Raw genomic sequence first — 11,984 nt, 5'->3', positions numbered from 1 at the left:
AAGAGGCCTCTCCCTATGCCCGCGAGGTAAGCTGTCGGATTCGGATGGGAGTCATCCGGCCACACTTCTCCCTCTCGGAAGTCATGCGACTTAACCCCAAGGCCATCGGTGAAGATGACCAAAAGTGGGTCCCCCGCCTCTGCCAGACGATGTTTTGCGAACGGAACCTCGGGCAGTGGCAGAGCTAGGCAATCCACCCGAGTGCATCAACTCTCTAAAAGTTGATGCGAGTTAGACGGTACATGAGTTTTGGCTGAATGTCACATTCAGGTCACGGAGCGTGACAAGCATGCGAGAGACGTCCATCGGATTGGCTACAGCCAGCCCAGGGGGTCAACGACGTCGCCGTTGACCATGACTTCAAAATGGAGGTGGCAGCCCGTAGAGGCGCCAGTGGTACCGCTCAAAGCGATCACATCGCCGCGGCTGACCGTTTGGCCCACTTGGACGCTGAACGAAGACAAATGGTTGTACGTGGTTTCCAGGCCGTTGCCGTGGTCCACCACGATGCGGTTTCCGCCGCCATACGGATGCCATCCAGCGAATGTGACCTTGCCGGCCGCGGCCGCGTGGACCTGGGTGCCGCACTGGGCCACGAAGTCCTGGCCCCGGTGGAACTCCCCCAAACCGCCCGTGATGGGATTCACGCGGTAGCCGAACGGCGAGGCGGTGACCAGCGTGTCCAGCGGCGCCCCCAGGGTGCCCTTGGAGGACGACTCCTTGATGGTGCCGACGGACTGCGCACTCAAGAGCTGCTTGAGCTTGCTGTCCGGATCCGCCGTGGTGGAAACCGCAGCGCGGCTGAAGTCGATCGTGGCGCTTGCCGCGGCCGGAATCTCGGGCTGGGTGCCCACGGCCGACGCGACTTGGTTTGAGTTGGCAGTGGCCGTCAGGGCGCCGGTGCCCGGCATGGCGACCGTCAGAATGAGGCCTGTGGCGGCAAGGGCCACTCCGGCCTTCTGTCCTGCTCCGCTCGCGGCGGCGAACTCGGCCATTTGCCGCAAGGGACCCTTGCGGCGGCGGACTTCGCGATGGGGATCGCGGGGCCGCTCGTGCACGACGGCGCTTGTGCTCCGCAGCTCAGCAGTAGGACCGGACGCGCGTCTGCGGCCCCTGGTGTTCTGCGTAGTCAAGGTTTTCCTCTCTGACAAGCCTGCGAAGTTAGCTGTCGGATTCGGGCCAGAGAGATCGTGGACCCGGTCCGCGCGAAGGGCGCGAAGCGCAGGTATGTCCCGGAGGAACCCTGCGCTGCTTGCACTTCCGCTGCGGACTTCACCCCAAGGCCGCCTTTCGACAGCCGATGGTGGTTCCCCCGCTTCTGCCAGTGAATGGACTAATCCACCTGATCCGCTGGCAGAACTCGGCTTCGGATCAGGTAACGCTTTGGTATCGGCGCCAGTAGTCAACTATAGGGGATTAACCCCCGCAGTAATAATTTCGTTATCTTTGCCGACGGCCCTTACCGGGCAGCTTAGGCGACCGTGACAAACACGTGCGAGGCAACCTCGGGCGGCAGCTCCAGCGCGCCGTCGATATTGGGTACGCGAACGGAGATGTACTCCCCCACACGTTCCAGGGAAACCCTCGCGCCGGGCCGGATTCCGCCCTCGTCCAGCTGCACGAGCAGTTCCGGTTCCACCTGGATCGGTTCGGCCAGCCGACTGACGGTGACCCTGTTTTCCGGTGAGTATTCGTTCATTGCTTCAAGAAGGTTGACCACGCCATCCGTGAAGGCATGCGATGCGGCTCCACCCAGTGCTTCGAGTCCGGGAATGGGGTTGCCGTACGGCGATTCCGTGGGGTGGTCCAGGAGCTCGTAGAGCCGCCGTTCCACGCGCTCACTCATAACGTGCTCCCAGCGGCATGCCTCATCGTGGACGTAGGCCCAGTCCAGTCCGATGACATCGGCCAGGAGCCGCTCGGCGAGCCGGTGCTTTCGCATGACCTCGGTGGCGCGTTTCCGGCCGGTTTCGGTCAGCTCAAGGTGCCGGTCATTTGAAACAATAACCAGGCCGTCGCGTTCCATGCGTCCGATGGTCTGGGAAACGGTTGGGCCGGAGTGCCGCAAGCGCTCGGCGATGCGTGCGCGAAGAGCCACGATGTTCTCTTCTTCAAGCTCCAAAATGGTCCGAAGATACATCTCAGTGGTATCGATCAGATCCGTCATCCAGCTCAGCTCCTCGAGCGCAGTATCTTGCGTATTTTCCACCGTACCGCAGCCGACTCAGTGGTCGAACAATGGCCGAACCGGCCGGCCGTCCCGGTCCGGGCGCCAGCTCCAAGCTTAGCCTATTTTGAATTACTCCGGATAATTCCGGCACCCGCTCAGCGTCCCGCTCCAGCGCCCCTCCGTCGCCCGGTCAGGCACGGGCCCCACGCCCGGTGGAACAAATGCTTTCCACGTGGCGGACTATGACACCTTCGGTTCTGTCCCCGCCCGCGGAGTCAGGCAGAATTGGGGAGTCGAAGGGGGCAGCTTGCCGCCTGCCACGACCCATCTAGGCCGCTACTTCACCATTGGAGCATCCCGTGAGCGACAACAGCATCACCATCCCTGCCGATTTGCTGCCCAAGGACGGCCGCTTCGGCGCCGGGCCCTCCAAGGTCCGCCCCGAGCAGATCGAGGCACTGTCCGCCGCCTCGACAACGATCCTCGGCACCTCCCACCGTCAGGCGCCGGTCAAGAACCTGGTGGGCTCGGTCCGCGAGGGGCTTAGCCAGTTCTTCCGTGCACCCGAGGGCTACGAGGTGATTCTCGGCGTCGGAGGCTCCACCGCGTTCTGGGATGTCGCCAGCTTCGGCCTGGTCGAGAAGAAGGCCCAGCACCTCTCCTTCGGTGAGTTCGGCTCCAAGTTCGCTTCGGCCACCAACAAGGCACCGTTCCTGGAAGCTTCGTCCATTATCAAGTCCGAGCCTGGCACCCGGCCCGTTTCCCAGGCTGAAGCAGGCGTGGACGTATACGCCTGGCCGCAGAACGAAACCTCGACCGGTGTGGCCGCTCCGGTCAAGCGCGTTCACGGTAGCGACGAGGGTTCACTTGTCTTGGTCGACGCGACGTCCGCAGCCGGCGGCCTGGATGTCGATGTTACCGAGGCCGACGTTTACTACTTCGCCCCGCAGAAGAACTTTGCCTCCGACGGCGGCCTGTGGCTTGGCCTCTTCTCCCCCGCCGCCCTGGAGCGCGCCGCCCGCATCAAGGCAAGCGGCCGCTGGATCCCCGATTTCCTGGACCTGCAGACGGCCATCGACAACTCGAAGCTCAACCAGACCTACAACACGCCGTCCCTGTCCACCTTGGTGACCTTGGATGCCCAGGTCCAGTGGCTCAACAGCAACGGTGGCCTCGACTTCGCCAGCAAGCGCACCGCGGACTCCGCAAGCCGCATCTACAATTGGGCGGAGGCTTCCGAGTACGCCACCCCGTTCGTGGCGAAGGCAGAGGACCGCTCCAATGTCATCGCCACGATCGACTTCGATGACTCGATCGACGCCGCTGCCATCGCCAAGGTGCTCCGCGCCAACGGGATCGTGGACACGGAGCCGTACCGCAAGCTGGGCCGCAACCAGCTGCGCATCGCAACCTTCGTCGCCATCGAACCGGACGACGTCTCGGCACTGCTCGCCAGCATCGACTTCGTGGTGGGCGAACTGAAGAAGTAAGGGCCTGCCGCGTTCCCGCGGTCAGGACTGGTCGGCGTCGTCCGGGTGAGGATCCCGGGCGGCGCTAGCTTCCTTAACGGCGCTGTCCCTTTTAACAGCGCTGTCCCCTTTAAGAGCATCCCCCGCGCCTTGGGACTCAATGCGGAAGAACTGCAGTCCCCGGGCGCTGCGATCGAAACGGAGCCGCAACTGGCGGGCGCGGATGATCCACACGATCCCGACGACGGCGGTGCTGGCGCCCGCGGCCGCGGCCACGCCCACAGCCCATCGGGGTCCGGCCACGTTGGACACCCAGCCGACGAACGGTGCACCGATGGGCGTTCCACCCATGAAAATGGCCATGTAGAGCGCCATGACCCTGCCGCGCATGACGGGTTCGGTGGTGGACTGCACATAGCCGTTGGCACTCGTGATCATGGTCAGGGCAAACAGGCCGCAGGGAATCAGGGCCAAGGCAAACATGGTGTAATTCGGTGCCAAGGCGGCCAGTCCGCTCGCGAGGCCGAACCCGCCCGCCGCCGCGAAGATGAGCCGCATTCGTGGCCGTCCGCGCCGGGCGGCCAACAATGCTCCTGCGACGGAGCCGATCGCCATGACTGAGTTGAGCAGCCCGAATGCTCCCGCATCCATGCCGAACTCCGTGCCGACCATGGCAGCGATGAACAGGACGAAGTTCAGGCCGAACGTGCCCATGATGAAAATCGCGACGAGCACAACCACGATGTCCGGGCGATTGCGGACATAGCGGAGCCCTTCGCGGATGCGGCCCTTGCCCGCGGCCGCCCGGGGTTGGACGCGCAAGGAAGAAAGGGGAATGGCCCGGATCGCGCCAAGCATTGCGAGGAAGGTCAGGGTATTGATCATGAATACCCAGCCCGGCCCCACCGCAACCGTCAACACGCCGGCCACGGCGGGACCGATCATGCGGGCGACGTTGAAGGATGCGCTGTTCAACGCAACGGCGTTGGACAGATAGTCGTCCTTGACCAGCTCCGAGACGAACGTCTGGCGAACCGGGGCGTCAAGTGCCGAGACGACGCCAAGCAACAGCGCGAACACATAGACATGCCATAACTGCGCTGCACCGCTTAGGACCAGGAGTCCCAAGCCAGTGCTCAGGACCGCCATGGCCGATTGAGTCACGACCAGGAGCCTGCGCCGGCTGTAGCGGTCGGCAAGCAGTCCGGCCCACGGGGCCAGGAAAAGCTGCGGGCCCAGTTGGAGCGCCAAGGTCACGCCCATGGCGCCGGCATCGTGGTTGCTCAGATGGGCGAAGACCAGCCAGTCCTGGGCGGTGCGTTGCATCCACGTGCCGATATTGGAAACGAGCGCACCGATGAACCAAATGCGGTAGTTAAGGACACCGAGCGACTTGAAGGTGGACATCAATTTCCACCTTCACGGAATTCACTCGCCGGGTCCGCCAAGGGCTAGTCAGCCTCGATGTCGTCGGCGTCGTCGTTCTCTTGACCGTCACTGGAGGCGGCAAGGTCCTCAGCGGAGGGGTCGCCGTCGTCGTCCGCGTCAACGGGGGCGCCAGCCTCCTCCGCCAACTCTTCGGCGGCGGCCGCCTCGTCCTCCGGACGGACGCGCTTTGCCCAAGGCACCCATTCAGGAGCCAGGATGGAGTCCTCCGACGGCAGCAGGCCAAGCTCGCTGACGGTGACCACTTTGGAGCGCGAGTTGCGGGTCACCACCGCGTACCACTGCCAACCGCCGTATCCGGCCAGCCGCGATTCGAAAAGGTGCGTGACCACGCGTTCGCCTTCGGAGCGCGCGGCAATATGCGGTCCGATTTCACTCGGTTTGGCAATGGTCTCCACCGCGTTGCGGGCGACGTCGACTGCGGCCGCCAGGAAGGCGTCCGGCTTGCCGACCCGCCACACAGGAATGCCGGTGCGGGGTTTCGCCGTTGCCGGCTTCCGCTCAGCACCGGGTCCAGCCGTGGCTGGAACGGCACCAGTGCCGTTTTCTTCAGGACTGGCTTCAGCGGATTCCGATGTCATGGCAGCTTTAGGCTTCCAGCTCGTCGGCAACCTTGCGCAGGGCTGCGGCGATGGCTTTGCCCTTGGCGCCTTCAGGGTACTTGCCGGCGGACAACGTTCCGGAGAGGTTGTCCAGGACAGATACGAGATCCTGGACTACCGGGGCGAGCTCGCGGGCGTTCATGCGCTTGGCTTTGGCGATGGATGGCAACTTGTCCAGCACACGCAGGCCCAGCGCCTGGGCGCCCCGGCGACCGTCGGCGACGCCGAACTCAACCCGGGTGCCTGCCTTGAGATCCGCTACGCCTTCGGGCAGTGCGGATTTGGGCAGAAACACTTCCTGGCCGTCCTCTGCTGCGAGGAATCCGAAGCCTTTGTCCTTGTCATACCACTTGACCTTGCCGGTGGGCACGTAATCAACCTTCTTCGTTCTTACTTGCGAGACACAGCAGGCGCGCCACCGCATCCGCAGGAAACTGCGGGAATAGGGGTGACTGCCTGGACCGTGTTGGTCTATTGCTTCAAGGTTATCCTGCCCGGCCACGGATTCGCGCTTTGAGACCCCCGCAGGCAGGTCTCGCCGCCTTTTGCCCGCAACCAGGCTGCACCCTGGCCTGGAACAGGGGATGCGGCCCGGGACTGTTAGCGTTGCTTGCATGATTCCCCACGGCTTCCGCCGCCCGCTCACGATCGTTGCCGCCGTCGTCGCAATCCTGTCCCTGGCGGCCGTAGCCGCCGTCATGGCCGTCGCTTTTGCCAACGGCGTGGCTCCGGTCTGGGTCACGTCAACTGCTCTCTACGGGCTGCCGCTCGCCTTCATTCTGATGGCCGCATTGGTGGTTGACTCGGTGTGGGCACGGCGTCGCCAATGAGCAGCCGGAAAGCCCGACGGCGGGCCCGGCTGGCGGTAACGTTGAACTGATGTCCCTTATTCGCGCGCTCAGCAAGGAACTGGAAGCGCGCAGCGACGATTCGCTGCGGGCCTTGTTTGCCGCGCGGCCGGACCTCATCTCCCCGATAGCCCCGGACTTCGCTGCCCTCGCGGCGCGGGCAAGCGCACGGGTGAGCGTGCAGCGTGCCCTGGAGCGGCTCAACAAACCGGAGATGCAGGTACTGGAGACACTCCACCTATGCACCAACACGGACACCGGCCACAGCGTCTCCGCCGCGGGATTGAAGAAATGCATCAACGGCGCCACCCTTGCCGCGCTCGAACCGATCCTGAACAAGCTCCAGGAGCTGGCCCTCATCCACCGGGCTGATCCGCCGGCCACGGTGCACAATCCAGGCAGGCAGCGTTTCTACTTGCCGGTGGGCAGCCTCAAGGACGTCATCGGCATCTACCCGGCCGGTTTGGGCCGCAGCTACACCGAGTTGGTACGGCTTCAACCGGCCTTCGCCCAGCGCGTGGTGCATCTCGTCGCCGAACTCCACCAGAGCGGCGCCAAGGTCCTGGCCGCCACGACGCCCATGGACGCGGCGCTGGCTCTGCAGCGATGGACCTCGACGCCGGAGAACCTTCAGCACATCCTGTCCGAGGCACCTGTACGGACGCGTCCCCTTTTGAACAAGTTCGGCAGCTGGGCCATGGGTGCCGTTCCCCAGGCACAGCGCAAGGCCTCCGTCCTCCACGAAGGTCGCGACGTCGGTCCCGTGGACTGGCTCTTGGCCCGCGGCTTGCTTGTCCCCCTGGACGCCGGCCACGTTGAGCTCCCGCACAGCGTCGGCCTGTCGCTGCGCGGCGGCGCGATCGTGGACCACTTCACGTTGAAGCCTCCCGTGCCGGAGCTGGGCCAGACGAGTGCGGCCTTGCGCCGGAATGCCGCCATGGGTGCCATAGCCGAAGCGCTCCGACTGGTGGGTGAACTCCTGTACGCGGTCCGCGAGCAGCCGGTGGTCACCTTGCGCAGCGGAGGGGTGGGCGTTCGTGAGCTCAAACGCCTGGCCGACAGCCTCCGCTTGGGGTTGTCCGAGACGGCGTTGATCCTTGAGCTCAGTGCCTTGTCCGGATTGCTGCGCCTCGATGTGGACAGTTCCACCTGGGTACAACCGCCATCGCTGGAATGGCTCACGCTCCCCCGCCAGGAACAATGGCTCTGGCTGGTCAACGCCTGGCTCGCGAGCGAGCGCGCCCCCTCCCTCGTGGGCCAGACCCTCCCCGGGCCTGCCACCACGGCACCGCGATCCGGCTCTCCGGCAAGTTCCATCAATGCCCTGTCCGCCGAGGCCCAACGCCCTGACGCCCCGCTGGTCCGAAAACGGATCCTGGAGATCCTCGAAGAGCTGACCCTCGAGGTGGAAGCACCGGACGGAAAGGCTCCGGTGCTCAACGCCGAAGCCGTCATGGAACGCGCTGAATGGGCCCAGCCCCGGATGTCGCGGCGGTTCAGCTCCCTCGTCCGTGGCATCCTGCACGAAGCGGAACTCCTGGGGCTCATGGGTTCCGGCGCCCTGACCCAGCTTGGTTCGGCGATTGCCACTGAACAGCCCGAGCTGGCCCTGAGGATCCTCGGCGAACACCTGCCTGCCGCGGTCAACCATGTCCTGCTCCAAGCAGACCTGACCGCCGTCGCGCCTGGGTACCTGGCACCTGAGCTGAGCGAAAAACTGCTCTTGATCGCCGACGCCGAAGGCCAGGGCCCAGCCACGATCTTCCGCTTCTCCGGAGATTCGATCCGGCGCGGTTTGGACGCAGGGCAGGACGCGGAAGCCATCCTCGCGTTCCTGCATACCCACTCGGCCACCGATGTTCCCCAGCCGCTCCGGTACTTGATCAAGGACATCGCATCGCGGCATGGCCGGATGCGCGTCGCCAGCAGCCCCAGTTTCATCCAGAGCGACGACGAGGCCGCCATCGCCGAGCTCGTTCAGGAGCCGGGGGCCGCAAGCCTCGGGCTTGTCCGGATCGCCCCCACGGTACTGACCTCCACAGCGAGCCCCCGGGAGACCGCCAGGGTGCTGCGCGAGCTGGGACTTTCGCCCGCCGTGCAGGAGGCGGAGACCGCCGTCGTGCGCTATAAGAGGACGGCATCGGTGGCCGCTGGCGTCCGCCCCGTGTACACGGCGCCCCGCACCGCACCGCCGGACGACGACGTCGACGCCCAGCTCGCGGTCTTGAGGCACCATCGCGCGGTCCACGGCGACGTGACCGGCGAGGCGGCAACGCAACTGGGACTCGAAACCCTGCAGAGGGCCATCCGGCTGAAGCAAGCGGTCACCATGAACGTGGTTGACGGCTTGGGGAATTCCAACACCGAGACCGTTGTTCCGGTATCGGTGTCCGGAGGGCGCGTCCGGGTGTTCGACGCCGCCAGGGACACCGAGAGAGTCTTGTCCATCCACCGCATCATCGATGTGGAACCTGCGGGCGAGCCGCACAAGTGAGGAAGCAATAGTGAGCGACGGTCCGCTGATCGTACAGAGCGACAAAACCATCCTGCTGGAAGTCGACCACGAGCTCGCCACCGAGGCTCGGCATGCGATTGCGGCGTTCGCCGAGCTCGAGCGCGCCCCCGAACACGTCCACAGCTACCGGCTCACCCCTCTGGGCCTATGGAATGCGCGCGCCGCGGGACTGGACGCCGAAAAAGTCCTCGACACGCTCCTGCGCTACTCCCGTTTCCCGGTGCCACACTCATTGCTGATCGACATCGAAGAGACGATGTCCCGCTACGGCCGCTTGCGCCTGGAAAAGGACCCGCAGCACGGGCTGGTCATGCGGACCACCGACTACCCCGTGCTCGAGGAAGTCAGCCGGGCCAAGAAAATCGCACCGTTGCTGGGGCCCAGGATCGATGGCGAAACCGTGGTGGTGCATTCCTCCCAGCGGGGTCAGCTCAAGCAATTGTTGCTCAAGCTCGGATGGCCGGCCGAGGACCTCGCGGGCTACGTGGACGGTACTCCGCACCTGATCGCCTTGAACGAGGACGGCTGGCACCTGCGGCCATACCAGAAGCTCGCCACGGAGAACTTCTGGGCGGGCGGCAGCGGCGTCGTCGTGCTGCCCTGCGGTGCGGGCAAGACCCTGGTGGGGGCTGCAGCCATGGCCACCAGCTCGACAACCACGCTGATCCTGGTGACCAACACGGTCGCGGCCCGGCAATGGAAGGACGAACTCCTCAAGCGGACGTCGCTGACGGAGCAGGAGATCGGTGAGTATTCGGGCGCGGTCAAGGAAGTCCGGCCTGTCACGATCGCCACCTACCAGGTCCTGACCACCAAGCGCGGCGGCCTGTACCCGCACCTGGAGCTCGTGGACGGGCACGACTGGGGACTCATCATTTACGATGAGGTCCACCTCTTGCCTGCACCGATTTTCCGGATGACGGCGGACTTGCAGGCCCGGCGGCGTCTTGGACTCACGGCGACGCTTGTGCGTGAGGATGGTCGCGAAGGTGAGGTCTTCAGCCTGATCGGTCCCAAACGCTACGACGCACCGTGGAAGGACATCGAAGCCCAGGGCTACATTGCGCCGGCGGACTGCGTGGAGGTCCGCGTGGACCTGCCCCGGGACGAGCGCGTGGCCTACGCGATGGCCGAAGATGCGGACAAGTACCGGCTCTGCGCGACGTCCGAGACCAAGACCCACTTGGTGGAGCAGCTCGTGGCCCTGCACCAAGGCGAGCAGCTGCTGGTGATAGGCCAGTACATCGACCAGTTGGATGAGATCGGCGAGCGCTTGGACGCACCCGTGATCAAGGGCGATACAACAGTCAAGGTGCGGCAGAAGCTGTTCGACGCCTTCCGCGCCGGCGACATCAAGACCCTCGTGGTGTCCAAAGTGGCCAACTTCTCGATCGACCTGCCCGAGGCATCCGTGGCGATCCAGGTATCGGGATCTTTCGGTTCCCGCCAGGAAGAAGCTCAACGCTTGGGGCGCCTGCTTCGTCCCAAGCAGGACGGCCGCGCGGCACGCTTCTACTCCTTGGTGGCCAGGGACACCCTCGACCAGGACTTCGCCGCCAAACGGCAACGCTTCCTCGCCGAACAGGGCTACGCCTACCGGATCATGGACGCCAAGGACGTCCCCACCGGGTAGGGCTGGGTTAACTCAAGTTAGGCAACCAGCTGTTGTGCGCGCTCCTGTTGCTGCGCTGCTTGCAGCACGACGACGTCGACGACAGCCCAAGAGTCCTCGTCCTTGAGCTGCGCGTCGGCGAAGCGTTCAGCGGCGGGGCGGTCGCTGAACTCCTCGTGCTCGATGCGTCCGGAGAGCGTGTCAAGGTAGCTGACATGGAATTCGACATGCTGAGTTTCAACGCGTGATTCTTGTTTGTTTTCCATGGCTCAAGTGTGAATCGGGGGTCCGACAATTTAGGACTGTGCCCGCGGCGTGTTGGCTTTTGGCCGGTTTGTCAGGCCCTGCGCAGCTTTGTCAGGCCTGACGCAGCACTGTTCGGCCGCTTGTTTAGGCCCTGCGCAGCACCTCCTCGGCGGTGCTGCGGACCGCCCCGGTCACGGCGTCCAATATCCGCGACGGTGTCCGCCACCGCTGCCAGTACAAGGGAACGTCCAACGGCCGCTCGGGCGCGAGTTCCACCAGGGACCCATCGGCTACGTCCTGGCCGCATTGCGATTCAGGCAGCAGTCCCCACCCAAGCCCCAATCGAATGGCCTCGGCAAACTCCTGGCTGGACGGAACATAGTGGCGCGGCCCTGCCGGCTCCGTCCCACGCGCCGCGCCGCCCAGCAGTTCCAGGAAACGGTGCTGGTACTCATCCTTGCGGTCGAAGTCCACGGCCGGAGCGGCGCGCAGCGAGGCGACATCGACGCCGTCGGGAAGCCACCGTGCCCTGAATTCCGGGGTGGTGACGGCGCGGTATCGCATGCTCCCCAGCGGCTCCACGCGGCAGCCCTGTACCGGCTCGGGTGTCGCGGTCACGGCGGCCATGACCGTTCCGGTGCGCAGCATGGACGTGGAATGCTGTTCGTCGTCCCGGTGAAGATCAAAAACAGCGTTCAGCTCCGCGGGGACCCTCGTGAGGGCCTTGAGGAACCAGACGGACAGGGAATCCGCGTTGACCACGATCGGAACCGAGACCATCGGCGATTCGCCCGGCAGGCCCAGTTCCAGTTCGGCGTCGGCCTCCAACTGGGCGAGCTGCCGCGCCAGCCTGAGCACCACATGTCCCGACTCCGTGGCCTGGACCGGATTGCTGCGCTGGAGCAACACCCTTCCGGATGCTTGTTCAAGCGCCTTGAGGCGCTGGGAGACCGCCGACGGTGTGATGTTCAGTGATCGGGCGGCGGCGTCGAGCGTGCCTTCCGTGAGCACCGCGGCGAAGGTGTGCAACTGTTCAGAAGAGAATCTGGCCATAAGGTGATCTTACGATGCATAAG

General features: G+C 64.8%; 11 protein-coding genes and 2 riboswitches. Of the genes, 4 read left to right on the top strand and 7 right to left on the bottom strand.

Features of this window, described 5'->3' with window-relative positions; translation table 11 throughout:
* Positions 1-2: 2 nt before the first annotated feature.
* A riboswitch (cyclic di-AMP (ydaO/yuaA leader) is annotated at positions 3-169 on the bottom strand.
* A gap of 145 nt (positions 170-314) precedes the next feature.
* Positions 315-1,133: a M23 family metallopeptidase gene (locus tag AC1DJW_RS13410; protein ID WP_390282230.1), complete on the bottom strand. Its 819-nt coding sequence runs from the start codon at positions 1,131-1,133 to the stop codon at positions 315-317.
* 2 nt (positions 1,134-1,135) lie between these two features.
* Positions 1,136-1,345: riboswitch (cyclic di-AMP (ydaO/yuaA leader) on the bottom strand.
* A 126-nt stretch (positions 1,346-1,471) separates the two neighbouring features.
* Entirely contained in the window at positions 1,472-2,167 is a 696-nt protein-coding gene (locus AC1DJW_RS13405; protein WP_269997631.1) for an iron-dependent transcriptional repressor DtxR, read from the bottom strand.
* Between the two features lie 362 nt (positions 2,168-2,529).
* Here AC1DJW_RS13405 and serC point away from each other — a divergent pair, with 362 nt between their 5' ends.
* Entirely contained in the window at positions 2,530-3,660 is a 1,131-nt protein-coding gene (gene serC / locus AC1DJW_RS13400) for a phosphoserine transaminase (protein ID WP_284752395.1), read from the top strand.
* Positions 3,661-3,681: 21 nt separating this feature from the next.
* Here serC and AC1DJW_RS13395 read toward each other — a convergent pair whose 3' ends face one another.
* Genes AC1DJW_RS13395 through AC1DJW_RS13385 form a run of 3 tightly spaced genes read right to left on the bottom strand, consistent with a single transcriptional unit; the run spans position 3,682 to position 6,057 of the window.
* Positions 3,682-5,046 (bottom strand): MFS transporter, encoded by a 1,365-nt coding sequence (locus AC1DJW_RS13395; RefSeq protein ID WP_284752394.1) that lies wholly within the window; start codon positions 5,044-5,046, stop codon positions 3,682-3,684.
* A gap of 44 nt (positions 5,047-5,090) precedes the next feature.
* Entirely contained in the window at positions 5,091-5,666 is a 576-nt protein-coding gene (locus AC1DJW_RS13390; protein WP_476901629.1) for a DUF3027 domain-containing protein, read from the bottom strand.
* Between the two features lie 7 nt (positions 5,667-5,673).
* Positions 5,674-6,057, bottom strand: coding sequence for a cold-shock protein (locus AC1DJW_RS13385; RefSeq protein ID WP_078106274.1), 384 nt, complete (start codon positions 6,055-6,057; stop codon positions 5,674-5,676).
* A 244-nt stretch (positions 6,058-6,301) separates the two neighbouring features.
* Here AC1DJW_RS13385 and AC1DJW_RS13380 point away from each other — a divergent pair, with 244 nt between their 5' ends.
* The 3 genes from AC1DJW_RS13380 to AC1DJW_RS13370 are packed head-to-tail and all read left to right on the top strand — an operon-like array spanning position 6,302 to position 10,683.
* On the top strand, positions 6,302-6,517 hold the full coding sequence (locus AC1DJW_RS13380; protein WP_284752392.1) for a hypothetical protein: 216 nt from the start codon (positions 6,302-6,304) through the stop codon (positions 6,515-6,517).
* Between the two features lie 49 nt (positions 6,518-6,566).
* On the top strand, positions 6,567-9,029 hold the full coding sequence (locus AC1DJW_RS13375) for a helicase-associated domain-containing protein (RefSeq protein ID WP_284752391.1): 2,463 nt from the start codon (positions 6,567-6,569) through the stop codon (positions 9,027-9,029).
* A 10-nt stretch (positions 9,030-9,039) separates the two neighbouring features.
* Complete coding sequence (locus tag AC1DJW_RS13370; protein ID WP_390282227.1) at positions 9,040-10,683, top strand: DNA repair helicase XPB; 1,644 nt, start codon at positions 9,040-9,042, stop codon at positions 10,681-10,683.
* 17 nt (positions 10,684-10,700) lie between these two features.
* On the opposite strand, the gene AC1DJW_RS13365 is transcribed toward AC1DJW_RS13370, so the two are convergent.
* Together AC1DJW_RS13365 and AC1DJW_RS13360 are read right to left on the bottom strand one after the other, a co-directional pair.
* Positions 10,701-10,928, bottom strand: coding sequence for a hypothetical protein (locus tag AC1DJW_RS13365; protein ID WP_284752389.1), 228 nt, complete (start codon positions 10,926-10,928; stop codon positions 10,701-10,703).
* A gap of 124 nt (positions 10,929-11,052) precedes the next feature.
* A complete protein-coding gene (locus AC1DJW_RS13360; RefSeq protein WP_476901628.1) occupies positions 11,053-11,961 on the bottom strand; it encodes a LysR family transcriptional regulator ArgP in 909 nt (302 codons plus the stop codon).
* Positions 11,962-11,984: the final 23 nt, after the last annotated feature.

The sequence above is a fragment of the Arthrobacter sp. 05L417 genome, from assembly GCF_056397865.1.
The sequence above is the reverse complement of the archived record's forward strand: the minus strand, read 5'-3'. Positions and strand labels throughout refer to the sequence as shown.

Excerpts from the sequence above, each read along its gene's own strand:
- AC1DJW_RS13405 (WP_269997631.1), bottom strand. The coding sequence starts at position 2,167 with ATGACGGATCTGATCGATACCACTGAGATGTATCTTCGGACCATTTTG.
- AC1DJW_RS13395 (WP_284752394.1), bottom strand. The coding sequence starts at position 5,046 with ATGTCCACCTTCAAGTCGCTCGGTGTCCTTAACTACCGCATTTGGTTC.
- AC1DJW_RS13390 (WP_476901629.1), bottom strand. The coding sequence starts at position 5,666 with ATGACATCGGAATCCGCTGAAGCCAGTCCTGAAGAAAACGGCACTGGT.
- AC1DJW_RS13380 (WP_284752392.1), top strand. The coding sequence starts at position 6,302 with ATGATTCCCCACGGCTTCCGCCGCCCGCTCACGATCGTTGCCGCCGTC.
- AC1DJW_RS13375 (WP_284752391.1), top strand. The coding sequence starts at position 6,567 with ATGTCCCTTATTCGCGCGCTCAGCAAGGAACTGGAAGCGCGCAGCGAC.
- AC1DJW_RS13365 (WP_284752389.1), bottom strand. The coding sequence starts at position 10,928 with ATGGAAAACAAACAAGAATCACGCGTTGAAACTCAGCATGTCGAATTC.
- AC1DJW_RS13360 (WP_476901628.1), bottom strand. The coding sequence starts at position 11,961 with ATGGCCAGATTCTCTTCTGAACAGTTGCACACCTTCGCCGCGGTGCTC.